The sequence below is a fragment of the Dyadobacter sp. 3J3 genome, assembly GCF_009801115.1.
Classification (GTDB): Bacteria; Bacteroidota; Bacteroidia; order Cytophagales; family Spirosomataceae; genus Dyadobacter.
Genome location: NZ_VTOL01000001.1, coordinates 554,677 through 572,336, shown reverse-complemented (window position 1 = coordinate 572,336; position 17,660 = coordinate 554,677). Strand labels below are relative to the sequence as shown.

Sequence of the window (17,660 nt, the reverse complement as noted above, 5' to 3'; positions counted from 1 at the left end):
TTGTAAATAGTCAGGGTGTTTGGGCATGAATTTGATTTGCTTACTTGGCCAACTGCGTCAAAATTGCCTTTCTTATCAAATCCGGCCGTCGCCAGGGAATAAAATGATTCATTTCCGGAATCATCTGCACAGTCACATTAGCGTTTACAAGCATTCGTTTGGCAAAATCGGCGTTTCCAGGTGGAACCAGGTCATCCACTTCACCCTGGATCACTGTCACGGGCATACGGATGTTCGACCATAGCGGCAGCATTTTGGTCAACTCACCTTTTAATGGCCGGATTTCGCGATTGCTTACATCCAGATCAACTGGTAATAGTTGTCTGAAAGGAAAAGAGCCTAGTATCGGGCGAAACCATTCTTTCTTTTCAAGGTTTGGATCGATTGAGCCAGCCACCAAAATCAAGCCGCTTATCTGACTGGGATAATCCATGGCTGCCCTGGCAATAACAGGCCCGCCCAGTGAATGCCCTACCAATAAGGCCCGGGAGCCGGGCGCGGCAGCGGTTATTACCGCAACAATCGCCTCAGCCTGTTTTTGCATAGAACTTTCCACTTTTCCCAATCCGGATTTTCCAAAACCAAGCCTGTCAACAGATACCAGATGAGCGTGTCTGTACAAAATTGAATCTTTAAAAAAATCGATGAATGCTGTCCAGGAGCCGGGGGAGCCGTGAACAAAAACCACCAGCGGCAGTGTATCTGATCCGATTTCCGCATAATGAATTTTTCTGCTACCTACATTTGCAAAACCAAATGAGGGTTTTACAGGCGAATTTTCAAAGTATGCCGTGATCTCCTGATCGGTTTTTCGGAAAGACATGCACTGGCTGAAAAAGACGGGCGTCAAAAGTAAGCAAAAGACAGCAAGACATCTGTCAAACCGGGATTTTGTGATGTTGAATTTGTTTTTCATAAAACAGCAGAGATATTCATTTTGAAATGTCTGGCAATCATAAGAGTTATGCTGTTCACGATGTCCCTGGCTACTTCGGTTTTGTGCTTCAATCCGAAATTTTTTAATCGGCCCACCGCGGTTTATCATGGTAATCTGGTTGGTATCATGGCCAAATCCGGTACCCTGGTTTTGTAAAGAATTTTTCGACGATAGCATAATCCATTTCACGTATGGAATGATTACTGATAAACCGGACAGGATCAATGGCTTCCCGGGCTGCTCCTGCGCTAATCAGTATCTTCAAATCCTCGAATGTATCAGGATTATTTTTTTGAGACATGAGATCTTTGGTTTAAATGACTAAGGAAATAAACTGACATGCCGAAAGGAAAATAAAAAGACAACCAATCATCCGATCCATTTGATGCTGATGCCTGGCTATAATGCGGGTAAAAAACCGGCTGGCGTATGCGAAAGGAAGCAGGCCTGCGATAGTTCCCAGCGAAATCCCTAAAACATAAATGACAATCAGCGGCTGTTGTGAAAGGCCTACGATTCCTTTACTTTCTAAAAGTGTCGTGTAAAGAATCCAAAAGGGAAATGCGACTACATTGAGTATACTTAAAATTGAGCCCAGATAGAAGGATGAAACTGCTTTTTGTTTGCTTGCAACGAGTGCGTCCTGCTTACGGATATAATAAATGCCCATCGTCAGCAATGTGATGGCAGCAATTACTTCCGTAATGGGTTTGAGCGCCGGAAATTCTATGAGCGATCTGGTAAGCTGAACGGAGATATAACTGTAAACCAGCTCTACCAAAGCACATGCCAAAGCAAAGCGAAGTGCTGCATTCATTCCTTTTTTTAGGGATACATCCATGATGGTCACGTTGAGAATACCCAGCGGAAGTGTACCCAAAAAGCTGACGATCAGTCCGGTAAGGAAGTTAAGTGATAGTGATGTCATGGCTTACCGGTTTTTTTGTTTGTTTTCGTTGATGCGTTTTAAAATGGACCTTGCCTCGGCTAGCTTCATGTAGGGAACACCGTTTTTATGATTTTGCACGCTGATTTTGAAAAGTATATGCCAGTGAAACAACAATACTTTCCAGCCTTCCCAGATCGAAAATCCAGGATCGTAAATATGTGCAGGCTCGGCGCCAGCTCCATTGAGCTCCATAATTTTAATGTTTTTGCCTTGGTAAAAGTCGGTCAGGTTACTGCATCGGAGATCATAACGTCCGTAGTAAAACCCGTTGATGCTGGTACTGATCTGATCAAAAATCGCCGTTAGTTCTGGTGTGATCAAATGGTTTGCATTGAGAAACTTGGTGCCCAGACAATGATTACCAATGGAAACGAGTGTCATTTTTTTGCCTTTTGCCAAAACCATATCCAGTGCATGCGCATATTTTATTTTCAGCAGATCCCATTGTAAAACCGCGCGTTCATTATCCAAAATCAGTTCTCCTACATTGTTGTGCCCATTTCCTGTAATACTTAGAAATTCTTTTTGAACAATAGAAGAAATGTATCCAGTTAATTGATCGGGCATACGATAGTAAAAAACACCGAATTCAAGTGGATAATCTACGTACTCCTGAATCAGGTAATCGACAGGACTTTGCTGATGATAGGCAAGAAGCTGATTGATATCCATGATCTTTTCCACACGCCAGCCGCGTTCACCGGCATTGGGTTTGGCAATAACCGGAAAATCAAGATTTGCTGTCATCAGTTTGGCGCTAAAAGCTGGTATTTCAAAATTGCGTTTAATAAAAACCGTTATAGGTTTGTAAGTATCAGCTATCAGATCCAGAATATCAATTTTGGATTCTCCCAGCATCCCCCCCGATTCAATGGAAGGATTGGAGGCGGAGAAGAAAAAGAAAGAACGTGCTTTGATCGAGAGCCAAAACCAGTAGACAAATACTGGAATATAAACCACCGAAAATGGCCAATATTCCCAGCTTTTGAGCCGGATCAACCGCTTGTTTTTAGTTACTTTAAATACGGTCGGAGTTCGAGATATCAGCGTTGCCTGGCTTTCGATCTCAGCTGTTTCAATTTGACGCATAAGCCAGGGACAGTTTGTTTTGGAAAATTTTTGAATGAATGAGGTCTTCGTAAATCATTTCCATCTGGTCGCGGGTCTGAACGACACTGGTAAGACTAACAGTGGCATATAGATTTTCACGGCGCATAAAGACCGCGTTTTCAAGGTCACCGTCACCGGCTGTTTTATGGAACTTTCTGATGTTTTCCAATGAAAAATTGTCCTGAGAATTCAGCCATTTTTTAAACCAATCTTCCCGTTTTTCGATGATTTCAGGCGCATAAAGGGTAGCCGATGACCAGATGTGCGGGATCGAAGCATCCTTATCAGCCATAAAAAGCCTCTTCCCATTCCAACGTAAAACCAACAATCGTCTCTTTTCAATTAATAGTAAGGTGAAAGGCTCCAAACCACTGAAATCATAATTTGCAGCAAAATTGCCAATTGAAAAATAGTCGAAGACATCCAAAACCACCAAGCCCCGGCTGTGTTTATACGGAGGCTTTGGTAAATGGGCAGTGAATGCGCCATTGAGCAGACAAACAGTTTTTGTTTTGGAGGTGGCTATCCAGGTCCCCTGGCCCAGTGGATCTTTTGGGAAAGTTACTTCCTGATCGTGGATCATGACTGGATCTGAGAGCCTTGCTACTGGACGCACCAGCTTTTCATCCCTGCTGGAAGTGAGGATAAAACCGTTCTGATATGGGAGATAACTTACCGTGCACATGTTGATTGCTTTTTTTGAATAAGTAATCAAATGTTATTCCAATATAATTTTTGTATTTAAATATTTGTTAATGAGCTTTTTATGTTTATTTAACCCAGTTGTCTTTAAACTTTCATTTCCGATATTTCGTAAAATCTCTTTTAAAATGGAAATTGAGAAGGCCGCTTGATGCCGAGTTTTCGCATTCTTGAATCTAACGTTGTTGGTACCATGTCCAGGATTTCAGCTGCGCCGTTCTTACCGCTTACTTTCCAATTGGTTTTTGTAAGTATATAAATGATATGATCGCGTTCGCATTCTTCCATGGTCATCAGGCTGCCTTTGGCGGTAACCATAAGCTTGCGGGGAGACCAGTCGTCGAGCAGCAACGTTTTACCCGGAGACATAATGATGGATCTTTCGACTACATTTTCCAATTCCCGTATATTACCAGGCCAATGATATTCGCTGAGCGCATCGATCACTTTCTGAGGAATCTGGTCAATGATTTTACCCTGGTCCTTTCCATGTTTCTGGCAAAAATGTCTTACCAGCAGCGGTATATCTTCTCTTCTTTCCCTTAATGGAATACTGAAAACCGGAAATACATTGAGGCGGTAGTAGAGATCCTCCCGGAAACGATGTTCCGTAATCTCTTTTTCCAGGTCCCGGTTTGTCGCAGCAATGATCCTGACATTTACTTTTAAGGTTTTGGTACTGCCAACCCGTTCAAATTCTCCTTCCTGTAAAACTCGAAGTAGCTTGGCCTGTAATTCCAGTGGCATTTCGCCAATTTCATCCAGAAAAAGTGTCCCTCCGTCTGCCAGTTCAAAGCGCCCGTTTTTTTGTGCAGTTGCACCCGTGAAGGATCCTTTTTCATGGCCAAACAATTCACTTTCGATCAGGCTCGCGGGAAGAGCAGCGCAATTGAGTTTGATCAGTGGACGGTTTTTTCTGTTGCTTAAATTGTGTACCGCTCTTGCCAGAAGTTCCTTTCCCGTGCCTGATTCTCCGGTGATCAGCACAGTACTGTTTGTAGGCGCAACCTGAGTGATTTTAGTCAGCACTTTTTGGAAAGTCTTGCTTTGGCTGATGATATCATCCGGATTTTTGGATTGTTTGATCTCTTCTTTGAGATATATATTTTCTGCCTGCAATTGATCTTTCAGCTGCTCAACTTCGGTTAACGCCACGTTTAAATCGGCGGTACGGTCATTAACTATCTGTTCCAGGTTTTGCCGGAGGTTGGCCAGTGCGAGATGCGTACCGATCCTGGACTGGACTTCATGAATTTCGAAAGGCTTGGTAATATAATCCACTGCACCCATATTGAAACCGTTCACTTTGTTAACCGTTTCGGTCAGTGCCGTCATAAAAATAACCGGAATGTGCTTTGTAGCCATATTGTTTTTTAGCAGACGGCAAGTTTCAAATCCGCTGATACCGGGCATCATCACATCCAGCAGAATTAGATCGGGCAAAGCGTAGCTGGCTTGCTCCAACGCGCTTTTTCCATCGTTGGCGACGAGCACTTTATAGCCAGATTTGGTCAGAAAGTCGAAAAGGATGCTGATGTTGTTGGGTGTGTCGTCAACAATTAATATAGTGCCTGTTATTTTATCAGCTAATTCGTTTTTCATAAAATTCAAGATGATATGGCATTTCGTTTGTTAGAAACAAATTCCGTCGTTGCGGGAGTATATTCGAAATATCGTGAATTTAATTTGATTCGTAGAAATTATGAAAAGTGCAGATTGAATTTATTGATACGATAATAAGACAACCAATCGTTTTCCAGATACTGCGTTACTAAGGAAACGCAAGAGAACCCCTTCGCGAACTTTGCGCTAAACTTATCTGTTTTTGCGTGAAAAGGCTTTTTAGATTTTAAAAAGAGAAATCCCATCAACATTCCTAGGCCAAACCACTGGTTCAATACCACACCGGAAAATGTGCGTATATCTGTAAGAGGCTTGCCGCCAACAGTGCTACCTGGCCGAATCTAAGGAAAACTGCGAACTGCAACTGGAATGACCGACGAACCCTTAAACTAACAGAATCTGGCTGACAAAAAGTAAAAAGATATTGGAAATGGTGGGTGGGGATATTTTTATTTCCGAAAAAATTGTTGAAGAAATGGCTGTGCAATTGGCTTATTTGTTAGTAGTTGCGTGACGTGGGAAACCGGTTAATCTAAATATTGAGTAGAGTTAGGTAATGATGTCTTTGTAAAGTGCAAGGCTGTTGACTAACAAAACTCATCGTGGGTATTTCAAATGGCTATTTAAAAAGGCTAGCCTGACGTTCAATGATTTAAAGCCTAAATAAATGCCTAAACCATTAGCAGTAATGCAATTAATCAAAACAAAATAGAAAACTTATGCCATTGACAGAAATTTTACTAATAGTTGGATTGGTTTCATCAATCTTTCTAAATTTAATACTTTTCAAAAAAAACGGTTTTAACACTGAAGATTTGAAAAACGAAATAACAAAGATAAATTTGGATGTTTCTAAAATAGACCCATTAATTAGAAATGAATTTTCAAGTAGTCGCGATGAAATCCAAAAAAGTTCAAAAGATTCAAGAGACGAATTAAGCAATTCAATAAAAAATTTCAGCGAACAAATTTCAAAAACAATTAATGACTTATCAAACAGTCAAAAAGGACAGTTAGAAACCTTTTCAAATTTCCTTCAAAACATGACAAAGAACAATGAAGAAAAATTTGAAAAACTAATTAGGACAAATGAAGAAAAACAAAACGAGTTTAAACAACAATTATCTGATTCATCAAAAGAAACTAAAACTGAACTTACTAATTCGTTGAAATCTAATGAAGAAAAGACAATTCTTATAGTTCAAAATATTGCGGAAAGTTCAAAATCATTAAATGAATTATTACTTAATTCTGCAAAAGAGAACCGAACTGAAATGACAAATTCGCTAAAATCTTTTGAGGAAAAATTTTCAAATAATGCAAAGGAATTTAACGAATTACAACGTAATAAATTTAATGACTTATTATTAAAACAAGAGCAAACAAAAACAGATACCGAAAATAAACTTGACAAGATTAGAGAAACCGTTGAGCAAAAACTACAAATATTACAAGAAGACAATAACAAGAAATTGGAGGAAATGAGAGTAACGGTTGATGAAAAACTTCAAACAACACTTGAAAAAAGATTTAATGATTCTTTTACTCTAATAAGTGATAGATTAGAGTTAGTTCACAAAGGATTAGGTGAAATGCAAACTCTTGCAATTAGCGTTGGAGATATAAAAAAAGTTATGACAAACGTAAAGTCAAGGGGAATTATGGGCGAATATCAATTAGCCAATATTCTTGAAGACTTACTTACAAACGAACAATACGAAAAAAATGTAAAAACCAAAGTTGGAAGTGGCGTTGTAGTTGAATTTGCAATCAAGCTACCTAACAATAATAGTTTAGATAAAACATTATGGTTGCCGATAGATTCCAAATTTCCAAAAGAAGATTATGAAAATCTTGTAGATGCTTATGATGATGGTGACCCAATAAAATTAGAAACATTAAGAAAAGCATTTAAAAATTCAATAATTAAAAATGCAAAAGACATAAATGAAAAATACATTGATCCACCCCATACAACAGAATATGGTATAATGTTTTTACCTTTTGAAAGTTTATATGCAGAAGTTTTAAGGACACCAGGACTTTTTGAACTTTTACAAAAGAATTATAAAATCACAATAACAGGGCCGACAACATTGAGTGCATTACTAAATAGTTTGCAAATGGGTTTCAGAACTTTGGCAATTGAAAAGCGAAGTAGTGAAGTTTGGGACATATTAGGAGTAGTTAAAACCGAGTTTGGTAAATTTGGAACTGTTTTGGAAAAAACAAAGAAAAAATTACAAGAAGCGACAAACACTATTGATAATGCAAGTGTCAGGACTAGAGCAATTGAAAGACAATTAAAAAATGTGCAAGAATTACCTACAAGTGAAAGACAATTAAAAATTGAAAGCGACATTTCCGAAGACGCAATAGACTTAGAAGACGAAGTAGAGAATTTGTTGTTTAACGAAACGGACATAAAATAAATGCATACTGCTAACAATTGTTTGCCTAAAATGTGGTCGGAAGCGTTAATTGGAATATTTGGAATTCTATTGTAAATGTGTGCTAAATTAAGTATTTGTGCATCTAACTCCCCGCACTTCGGCAAGGTCAAAAAGTCAGTCACTGAAAAAAACCATATACAAACGATAAGCAACAATTCAATTTATGAGAAAAATAATTTCATTTATGCACGTATCGCTTGACGGTTTTGTATCGGGACCGAACGGTGAAATGGACTGGATTAAAGTGGATGAAGAGATTTTTGACTATGTAGGTAAGCGTATAAGCGAAGGCGACACGGCGTTGTATGGCCGAGTAACTTATCAGATGATGGAAAGTTACTGGCCGACCGCAGCCGACATGCCGACCGCGACCAGGCACGACATTGAACACTCAAAGTGGTACAGCAAAGTTCAAAAAGTTGTTTTATCAAAAACAATACAGGTCGAGGGTCTGGCTAATACCAAAATTATTAGCGATAACCTTTCGGAAAGTATCAATGACCTAAAACAGCAGGCAGGTAGAGAGATCTTGCTTTTTGGCAGCCCGACTGCTACACATGCACTTATGCAACACAACCTGATTGACGGCTACTGGCTATTTGTTAATCCTATTATTCTCGGACAAGGTGTTCCATTATTTACAGGCTTCAAGGACAAAATAAAACTAAAACTTTCAGATACGCATCAATTTACTTCCGGAGTAACTGAGCTGAATTATTTTGTGGACAGACAATAACAAACTAATAAAGGCGGTAGGCCAGTGCTCGGCAGACAAACTTGGAACGGAGTACCATGCCCCCGCCTGTTTTTTTATTTTCTTCCTGATCTCGGATCTGAGCGGCAAAAAACAAAGTGCAGTTTCCCGCTGGCATCTAGCGGAAATCATTAATTTCAAAATCGTCTATACCGTTTTTACTTTTACCCAGCCAAAACGTGCGGTTTTGCTTTGTGAAATCTCGGGAATGTAGGTATAAGTCGAACCACCTTTCCGGGAAATTTTTGTAATATTTAATACTGATCCAGTATCGGTTTTTCCCATCATTCAGAGATTTCGAATCGCTTGTCTAATAAAGAATAAACACTTGATAATCAGCTAGTTTTGATAACTATTAGAAGGTAGATTTTTCAACATATACCTTTAACGAATCGCTTTTAAGACGCACGCGCAGCCACCGGTTGATCCTGGTGAGGTCACGCTTTGTCTTCGAAGGATTGGTAGAGCCCAGCACCACGACCGTGTAATGTTTTACAGCTTTTGACTCTGTAAAAAAAGCTTGTTTATCAGCCGAGCAATATTTCACTTCCGGGAAAAGCGGTTGGATTTCGTTGTAAAGTGGGCTGCCCATTTTTTTAATGGCAGAGATACTGTCCTGTTTATGAATACTGCCACTAAGCTGGCTTTTGAGACGGTTGATTTCCGCCTGGTACAATTCGGTTTGGGTTAGATCTTTTGACACGTCGCTAATCGAAAATCCTTGTTGGATAATCAGGGTGGCATCATGCAGTCCGTATATATTTTTTCTTTGGGAGAGGCGTTTTTTATCCTCCTCACCAATCATCTTACCGCCGTAGATCAGTTTGATTTCTTTTTTAGCTGGATTAAGCTCATTTTTTAAAAGAAAATCTCCTTCAATATAACTTTCATTGGTAATATAAGTATTGGCATTCTGAATGAAATTCTCCTTTTGTACGAGTAAATAACCATAGTAGAAGCTTGGAATGGCCGTTAGAAAGACAATAAATGTGACCCAACGGTTCGCCGCTCTCTTTTGATCCTTATCCGCATTGTTTCTGATGGGGTATCTAAGAAGGCGAACTGTGATTAAAGTAGCGCTTCCAATAAAAACGGTATTGATGGTCAACAGATACAGTGCACCAAAAAAGAACGGCCAGTTACCATTCGAAAGCCCGTAACCTGCCGTGCAGAGGGGCGGCATCAATGCCGTAGCAATGGCAACTCCCGGAATTACATTCCCTTTGTGTTTACTTGATATGGCCACAATGCCAGCCAGCCCACCAACGAGCGCGATAATCACATCGTAAATGCTGGGTTGTGTTCTGGCAAGGAGCTCGGAATGCGCCTGATAAATGGGGGTTACAAAAAAATAGGCAGCAGAGGTAAGAAGACCTGCGATCACTGCAAAAAAGTAGTTTACAAATGCCTTTCTGAACAAAGCAAAATCGTAAGTAGCTATGCTGTATCCCATACCCAAAATCGGGCCCATCAAGGGTGAAATAAGCATGGCACCGATAATCACGGCGGTTGAGTTTACATTAAGGCCAACCGAGGCAATGAAAATGGCAAAGATCAGAATCCAAAGATTGGTACCCTTGAATTCAATCCCACTTTCTACGGTATCGTGTATCGTCGTGTATTCCTCCCGTTCAGTGGATATATCGAACCGTTTTAACAGCTTGTTGAGTACCATTTACTTCAAATTTTAAGATTGGAAATCTGTAGAAGATCCTGGCTTAACGTTTTTTAAAATGATAATGCCTGCACAACCGGCAAAGACAGATGCAATGAGTATTCCGTACTTGGCCTGGTCGACCATTTCGTCGGAATTAAAAGCCAATCCTGTTATGAACAAAGACATTGTAAACCCCACACCGGCAAGTGCGGCCACACCAGTAATATGACGCCAGGTCGCTGACTGAGGTAGTTCGGAAATTTTAAAACGGACCATGAGCCACGTGAATAACAATACGCCAACGAATTTTCCTACGATCAGCCCGGTAACAATTCCAAAACTAACCGGATTGATCAGCGATGAAAAAAAGTCGCTTCCGATGTGCATTCCTGCATTGGCAAGTGCAAATAGCGGCATGATTATAAATGCTACCCACGGATGCAATGCATATTCTATTTTTTGTAATGGTGTTTCCGCATCCTGACTTAGTGTCTTTATTTTTTCTATTGTTACATGCTGCTCTGTGGTGGTCAGTGAGCCATTTTGCGGAATAGCCTGTTCAAAATAGCTAATGTATTTTCTGACATTTTTCGCATAATCGTTCTCATTTATTTTGGTACGGGCCGGAATAGTAAAAGCTACAAGCACGCCTGCAATGGTTGCGTGTACACCTGAAAACAAAAATCCCGCCCACACTGCCAGACCCATGATCAGGTAGAAAAGGGTACTGCGAATGCCTAAAAAATTACCAATGGTTAGAACAATCAGGAATCCACCGGCGATTAGCAAAGGTGTAAATGCTATTTTTGCCGTATAAAAAAAAGCGATGACCAGCACGGCACCAAGATCGTCTGCAACTGCAAGTGCAGAAAGAAATACTTTTACTGAACCGGGAATGTGTTTGCCTGCCATAGAAAGCAGGGCTAGTGCAAAAGCAATATCGGTAGCCATGGGAATTCCCCAGCCGTGGTCCGAAGCAAGGTCTTTATTAATTATGAAATAGATCAGAGCAGGTACGAGCATACCGCCCAGAGCTGCCATCATGGGTAAGGAGGCCTTTTTTATGGTAGAAAGTTCTCCTGTCATAAATTCCCTTTTCAATTCCAGTCCGATCACAAAGAAGAAAAGCGCCATCAATCCATCGTTAATCCAGATATGCAGCGGATGATCCATTACATAGTTGTGAAAACCGATAGAAAGTTTTGTTTCCCAAAGATGGTGATAGGATTCACCAGAAGAAGAATTGACCCAGATGATGGCGATCAAAACACTTATAAATAAGATGATCCCACCTGTAAATTCCTGGTGAATAAATTTACTGACCGGTTTGAGAAAATAGTCTATCGGAGAGTCATTCATAAGTTAAAGTCGAGATGATTTTAGAACAAAGATAGGGCTAGACACGCAAACTTACTCGTCTATTTCATATTTCAGCTAAACGGATATTGATTGCGGATATTTAACGATCATTAATTTCTCCTGATTTTTATGATTGTTACATAAATGCTATTTTATTTTACTATTTGTATAAATACGGATATTTATGATGGATGTTCGGTAAGAACTGGAGAATATTCCTTTTCTTTATTCATTAAATACCGAATTATTTAAAACATCCTATCTTTTTAATTCCCTTTATGGAGCAGATCGTCAATAGCGTTAATGATATTATCTGGAGCAATGCATTAATCCTTCTTTGTTTAGGGACAGGAATTTATTTTTCAATTGTTACCCGTTTTGTGCAAGTCCGTTATTTGAAAGATATGGTAACGCTGCTTTTTGGCAACAAAGGTTCGGAAAAAGGCGTGTCATCTTTTCAGGCATTTGCGATCGCGATTTCGGGGCGGGTAGGCACAGGAAATATTGCAGGAGTGGCAACTGCAATAGCCATGGGTGGGCCGGGTGCTGTGTTCTGGATGTGGGCAATCGCATTTCTAGGTGCCGCGTCGGCGTATATTGAAGCGACGTTGGGCCAAATCTATAAGGAAGTAAAAGACGGTCAATACCGTGGAGGCCCTGCTTTCTATATTGAAAGGGGATTGGGTATTAAGTGGTATGCTACTCTTTTTGCGGTAGCGACCATTCTCAGTACGGCGTTATTTTTGCCGGGTGTGCAAAGTAATAGTATTGCGATTAGTGCCAAAAGTGCTTTTGATATTCCGGTTGAAATTACGGGAGGTGCGGTAACGGTCTTTTTAGGGCTGATCATTTTTGGCGGCGTAAAAAGAATTGGTAAGGTTGCCGAATTTGTAGTGCCATTTATGGCAGGAGCTTATATTCTCATGGCTTTGATAATCATTGCATTAAATATTACACAGGTTCCAGCCATTTTTGGTTTGATCTTTCGTTCGGCTTTTGATATGGAGCCTGCGTTTGCCGGGATTTTCGGAATGGCGGTATCCTGGGGTGTCAAGAGGGGGATTTATTCCAACGAAGCGGGACAGGGAACAGCACCTCATGCCGCAGCCGCAGCGGAAGCAAGTCACCCGGCAAAACAGGGATTGGTTCAGGCGTTTTCGGTTTATGTTGACACCTTATTTGTTTGTACAGCTACTGCATTAATGATCTTGTTTACTGGGAAATACAACGTTGTAAACCCTGAGGGAGGTTTTTTAGTGGAGAATGTCAAAGGGATGGCCATTGGTTCACAGTTTACACAGGAGGCGATAAACGTTCATTTTCCGTCTCTGGGAAGTGAATTCGTATCTGTCGCACTTCTTTTCTTTGCCTTCACTACCATCATGGCATATTATTATATAGCCGAAACCAATCTCAGTTATCTTCAGAAAGACAACGATAGTAAATGGATGGTTTGGGTGCTCAGGGCTTTAATTATGGGTGCAACTTTTTACGGTTCAATAAAAACGGCCGCTTTGGCCTGGACTCTTGGTGACATTGGGGTTGGCGTTATGGCTTGGTTAAATATTATTGCAATCCTGTTGCTGAGAAAACCGGCGTTACTGGCACTTAGGGATTACCAACAGCAAAAGAGCGAGGGTAAGGATCCTGTTTTTAATGCCAAAAAGCTGGGTATAGAAAATACAGAAGAATGGAATTGAGAAAATTTAAATAATCAGCCTAACTCCGCCCAAATCCGAAATGTGGTGAGAAAACCGGTCACTGGGTGAGCTGATAAACATGAAATTGATGGGGATGTTCCATTCCGCGCTCAATTTTTCAATAATCTGGGGTCCGAATGTTCCATGTATCTGAATATATTCAATTTTGATATCCGGATAGGCGCGGTCGAGTACGTCCAGGTCTCTCAGGAAGTCTGCTGAAACATGGCTGCCATCGGCTAAAACCGTGACGATTTTTAGCTTTTTTGTAATCTCGTTTTCCTGAACGTAGATCATTACTTTGTTCAGAATTGAGATGTCGTCTCCTTTGGTAAAATAGACAAATTCTTGCTCTGTTAACTTCTTTAATGCTCTGGTAAGATGCAATTTGCTTAAGGTAGCTAGCCTTTTTACCGAAGTGAAAAAGCTTTCTACAAAAATCAACATGTATTGCAACAGTTCATTTCTGTTCAAAAGCAGGAAGATGACAATGATGGATGGTAAAAAGTATTGCAGAAAAACGATCAGATATTCGGCATGCATGATCACGTTCCCATAGAGGGCGACCATTACTGCGATAATTGCCAGGGCAACAGTTGGGATTGAAGCTTTTTCAGGTCTTGGCAAACGGCTTCTTTTAATCTTTAAAAGAAAATTTCCAAAACCAAAATAAATCATCACCAGCAGAAATGATATGGTGTAGACCCCGGCCAGTGGCCCAAGTTGACCTTGCGTGATCACCAGAACAGATAGGCATAACAGGTAAAATAAGATAAGTATTCTTGGAGAACTTCCCCTTGAATTTTCTTTTAACAGGAACTGGGGAAGGATCCTGTCAAGAGTCATTCTTTTGATCAGACCATTGACGCCCACATAGGATGTCAGTAAAGCGCCACTTAAAACGAGTACGGCATCAACGGAAATAAAGGTTCTTAACCAAGGCCCGGCAGTGATATTGCCCATGTGAGAAAGTAGAGCCTCTTGATTAACAGCTACTTCTGTCAATGGTAAAACGGAAACTGCGGCCAGCGCCATTAGCGGATTGATTATCGATACGGCGGCCCACATATTTCTCAACGTTTTTCTGAAAACACCCTGTTCCTGCTCTTCCACAAAATTGGCTGAACTTTCAAAGCCCGAAATGCCGAGCATAGCTGTGCTAAACCCCAGAAACAAAGCCGTTGTAAAACTTCCATGTGCGGGCATTTTGAAATTGGCGTAAGCAATATCCAATCCGTTCACACTTACATACCAAACAGCGCTGAGAATCAATGTGATCATGGCGACGATGTGCAAAATGAAAATAACAACAGCTACAATCGACGATTCGCTTATGCCTGACATGACCAGGAAAAGAAAAGCAGTTATAAGTCCTCCGGTAGCGAGCATGACCGGTAGTGACGGTAAAATCCCATGCAAGTAATGCATAGCCTCACTGGCAGAAATGACTGCTGTTGCCATATACGAGAGAATCGTAAGGCAAGCCGCAATGGATGCATTGCTCTTACTTGTTGTATTCAGTAGCACGTTGTAGGCACCGCCGTTCAAAGGCAGTGCTCCAACCACTTCTCCATATATTTTCCTAAATAAAAACAGCACCAGGGCCACAATCATTAGTGCCAGCCATGCATATTGTCCGGCATAAATAATAGTAAGTGAAGAAACGTACAAGCACGAAGAGGTGATGTCATTTCCGCAAATGGCCGTTGCCGCCAATTCATTCAGCTTTTTGTGGGTTTTCATAAAAGTGTGCCTTTTCAGGGCATATTGCTAGAAAGTTATCGTGTATCGAGCCCAGAAAAAGGTATAAAAATATGAGCTAACCAGAGCACTTTACTTTACGGGCTATTCAACGACCGACGATGTCATGAAGTTTAAAAAGTGAAAGACTTCATCCTGATTTTTAATATGATTTCTGGCTGCAGAAAGGTCTTCACCAATCTTTATGGTAAAGGCAGTATCAGGCAAAGCTTCAAACATATCTTCGTCTGTCGTGTCGTCTCCGATCGCAAGAATAAAATCATAATTCCGTTGCGCTGCAAGGCTTTTGGCGGCAGTTCCTTTATTAAAGGCTGTTTTCTTTACCTCAACGACTTTGCTGCCGTCAATAACCTGTAATTTTAATTCGGGTTGTATGAAGTTTTTCAATTGCCAGATCAGCTCCCGTGAGCGCCTGTCCGCATAATCAGCATCATCTGCAACCCTGTAATGCCAGGCGAGCGAGGTCTCTTTGGTCTCTACAAACGCCCCGGGGCATCTGATGGCATAGAGATCAAGAATGGGCTTGATGCTTTCTTTCCAGTCCTCTTCATAATCATCATTCATCGTCCATTCACTGGCATCTACCGACTTTGTCATAGCACCATGTTCTGCAATAATATGCACAGGCAGGTCTCCAAACCGATCTTCCAGGAATTTACGGTCGCGGCCACTGATAATAACTACCGTATCTCGTTTGGCTATACCAAGGATCAGATTTTTTATGTCTTCTGATATAATGGCTTTAGAAGGATCCGGCACGATCGGAGCGAGTGTTCCGTCGTAGTCAAAAAACAGAATTCTGTTCGAACTCCGCTCATAAGCTGTTCTTATGTCATCAATTCCTTTGTTGGTTAAAAATACCTGTCTTAGTCTTTCTTGTTCTTGTTCAAGCATATTCATTTGTGTAAAGAAATCTTTTGTCCATGCAAAAACGTCATAATCTTTGATTCGCTGACGCATGGCAATCATTCGTTTAGTTTGGTTTTCAGGAGACATTTTGAAAGCCATATCTATGGCATCAGCGATATCCTGATTATCGAGTGGATTTATGATGAGTGCTTCGCCAAGTTCGGCAGATGCACCGGCCATTTCGCTCAATATCAATACACCCATCTCATCTTTCCGGCTTGCCACATATTCTTTGCATACCAGATTCATGCCATCGCGGAGTGGGGTGACAAGCGCTACGTCACTAGCGGAATACATTCCCACCAATTCTGTGTATGACATTGACCTGTACTGATATATAATAGGTTGCCAGTTAATATTGCCGTAATCAGAATTGATGCGGCCTACGGTCTGGTCAATTTCCATTTTCATATTCTGATACTGCTCAATGGTGTCCCGGGAAGGAACTACCACCATCACAAACGAAACCCTTCCATGCCATTCCGGATATTGTTCAAGAAATCTGTTGAATCCCTGTAGCCTGTGGCGGATCCCTTTGGAATAATCAAGCCGGTCTACTGAAAAAATGATCTTTTCCATGAGGGACTCCCTTGCACTGCCACGGGCAAAGGAGACTTCGGGGTCATCGTAGGCAGAATTGAATTTATTGAAGTCGATACTGATGGGGAAAGAATCTACCTTTAAGATCCGGTTTCCCATATTGATGTAGTGTAATTTATTTCCATAACCAGAGACGAGTTTGGCTGCTTTCAGAAAATATTCGACGTAATCGTTTGTATGAAATCCGATCACGTCCGCACCAAGCATTCCATCGATAATAGCCTTGCGCCATTTTACAGGTAGTAAACGGAACAATTCATAAGACGGAAAAGGTATATGGAAAAAGAAACCGATCTTGTTTTCAGGGAATTTTTTTCGGATCATTTCCGGCAGCAGCATAAGCTGGTAATCCTGTACCCAAACCACATCACCAGGCTGAATAATCTCGGCGAGTTTGTCAAAGAACAGTTCATTTGCCGTTTGATAGGCGCCAAAGTAGGCGTCGTCGAATCGTGCAAGGGAAGGGAAATAATGACAAAGCGGCCAGATCAGATTGTTACAAAATCCTTCATAATAATTCTCTCTTATATCATCTGGAAGGAAAACGGGGTGTGCCTGAAAAGACTCGTTGGCCAGGGATTGCCCTTCAAGTTCTTCCTTTGTGTTTTCGGTAAAACCTACCCACTGGATTTTCTCTTCCGGGTTAAAAAAAGATTCTTTTTGCTGACCAACGAGCGATAATACTGCCGAAACCAGTCCGCCAGAACTCTGTTGGAATGTTACGTTGTCATTCTCGTGAATAATTTTAAAAGGTAATCGATAGGCTACAATGATTAATCTAGGTGGATTTTCTATTTTTTTATTCATTTTTTTGCGCCCTTTTTTTTGACGCGTTTTGTGAAAAAAATATTGGCGTTTTCTGGAAACAATATCGATATTATTCCAAACATCCGCCCAGCGAAGAGTAAATTTCTGTCGGGGTCTGTTTCTGGTCCTTTTTACTGCCTAAGTTTTATTCATATCTCCAACTGGCAGATTCAAGCTATAAGGTATTTTGAGATTTTTTCTTTGCAAAATGTTTGGTGTGTAAACCGTTTGCGATACACCATATTTTTCTAAAAAATAACCTTTATGTAACCTCTGATTTTATAAAACTGGGTCGACCTGAGATATTCCCATTTGCGGCATTGGAAAAATATCTATGAA

The 17,660-nt window shown here is 40.7% G+C and carries 14 protein-coding genes; 3 read left to right on the top strand and 11 right to left on the bottom strand.

The annotated features are described in order from the left end of the window. Positions 1 to 40 precede the first annotated feature (40 nt). The 6 genes from FZF08_RS02500 to FZF08_RS02475 form a co-directional block, all read right to left on the bottom strand. Complete coding sequence (locus FZF08_RS02500; protein ID WP_229216388.1) at positions 41 to 1,114, bottom strand: alpha/beta fold hydrolase; 1,074 nt, start codon at positions 1,112 to 1,114, stop codon at positions 41 to 43. Beyond that, positions 1,062 to 1,238: a phosphopantothenoylcysteine decarboxylase gene (locus FZF08_RS02495; RefSeq protein WP_159467023.1), complete on the bottom strand. Its 177-nt coding sequence runs from the start codon at positions 1,236 to 1,238 to the stop codon at positions 1,062 to 1,064. The genes FZF08_RS02500 and FZF08_RS02495 overlap by 53 nt, the downstream gene beginning before the upstream one ends. A gap of 12 nt (positions 1,239 to 1,250) precedes the next feature. Next, complete coding sequence (locus tag FZF08_RS02490; RefSeq protein ID WP_229216387.1) at positions 1,251 to 1,865, bottom strand: LysE family transporter; 615 nt, start codon at positions 1,863 to 1,865, stop codon at positions 1,251 to 1,253. Positions 1,866 to 1,868: 3 nt separating this feature from the next. After that, positions 1,869 to 2,975 (bottom strand): hypothetical protein, encoded by a 1,107-nt coding sequence (locus tag FZF08_RS02485; RefSeq protein ID WP_159467022.1) that lies wholly within the window; start codon positions 2,973 to 2,975, stop codon positions 1,869 to 1,871. Further along, the gene (locus FZF08_RS02480) at positions 2,962 to 3,681 is read right to left on the bottom strand and encodes an NRDE family protein (RefSeq protein WP_200837016.1); all 720 of its coding nucleotides are present in this window, start codon (positions 3,679 to 3,681) and stop codon (positions 2,962 to 2,964) included. The genes FZF08_RS02485 and FZF08_RS02480 overlap by 14 nt, the downstream gene beginning before the upstream one ends. Before the next feature lie 140 nt (positions 3,682 to 3,821). After that, positions 3,822 to 5,300 (bottom strand): sigma-54 dependent transcriptional regulator, encoded by a 1,479-nt coding sequence (locus tag FZF08_RS02475; RefSeq protein WP_159467020.1) that lies wholly within the window; start codon positions 5,298 to 5,300, stop codon positions 3,822 to 3,824. 740 nt (positions 5,301 to 6,040) lie between these two features. Here FZF08_RS02475 and rmuC point away from each other — a divergent pair. Beyond that, positions 6,041 to 7,753, top strand: a complete 1,713-nt coding sequence (gene rmuC, locus FZF08_RS02470) for a DNA recombination protein RmuC (protein WP_200837015.1) — start codon at positions 6,041 to 6,043, stop codon at positions 7,751 to 7,753. Positions 7,754 to 7,937: 184 nt separating this feature from the next. Continuing rightward, a complete protein-coding gene (locus FZF08_RS02465) occupies positions 7,938 to 8,510 on the top strand; it encodes a dihydrofolate reductase family protein (RefSeq protein WP_159467019.1) in 573 nt (190 codons plus the stop codon). Positions 8,511 to 8,675: 165 nt separating this feature from the next. Here FZF08_RS02465 and FZF08_RS02460 read toward each other — a convergent pair whose 3' ends face one another. The 3 genes from FZF08_RS02460 to nhaA all read right to left on the bottom strand — a co-directional run bounded on the left by FZF08_RS02460 (position 8,676) and on the right by nhaA (position 11,544). Then, positions 8,676 to 8,816: a hypothetical protein gene (locus FZF08_RS02460; protein WP_159467018.1), complete on the bottom strand. Its 141-nt coding sequence runs from the start codon at positions 8,814 to 8,816 to the stop codon at positions 8,676 to 8,678. A gap of 67 nt (positions 8,817 to 8,883) precedes the next feature. Continuing rightward, the gene (locus FZF08_RS02455) at positions 8,884 to 10,203 is read right to left on the bottom strand and encodes a DUF389 domain-containing protein (RefSeq protein WP_159467017.1); all 1,320 of its coding nucleotides are present in this window, start codon (positions 10,201 to 10,203) and stop codon (positions 8,884 to 8,886) included. Between the two features lie 12 nt (positions 10,204 to 10,215). Continuing rightward, positions 10,216 to 11,544, bottom strand: coding sequence for a Na+/H+ antiporter NhaA (gene nhaA / locus FZF08_RS02450; RefSeq protein WP_159467016.1), 1,329 nt, complete (start codon positions 11,542 to 11,544; stop codon positions 10,216 to 10,218). 278 nt (positions 11,545 to 11,822) lie between these two features. On the opposite strand from nhaA, the gene FZF08_RS02445 reads away from it, so the two are divergent. Next, on the top strand, positions 11,823 to 13,244 hold the full coding sequence (locus FZF08_RS02445; RefSeq protein WP_159467015.1) for a sodium:alanine symporter family protein: 1,422 nt from the start codon (positions 11,823 to 11,825) through the stop codon (positions 13,242 to 13,244). Between the two features lie 6 nt (positions 13,245 to 13,250). On the opposite strand, the gene FZF08_RS02440 is transcribed toward FZF08_RS02445, so the two are convergent. Both FZF08_RS02440 and FZF08_RS02435 read right to left on the bottom strand, forming a co-directional pair. After that, positions 13,251 to 14,987 carry an APC family permease gene (locus FZF08_RS02440; protein ID WP_159467014.1) on the bottom strand — a complete coding sequence of 579 codons (1,737 nt, stop codon included), beginning with the start codon at positions 14,985 to 14,987 and terminating at the stop codon, positions 13,251 to 13,253. Between the two features lie 102 nt (positions 14,988 to 15,089). Beyond that, complete coding sequence (locus FZF08_RS02435) at positions 15,090 to 17,321, bottom strand: bifunctional alpha,alpha-trehalose-phosphate synthase (UDP-forming)/trehalose-phosphatase (protein WP_159467013.1); 2,232 nt, start codon at positions 17,319 to 17,321, stop codon at positions 15,090 to 15,092. Between the last annotated feature and the right edge of the window lie 339 nt (positions 17,322 to 17,660).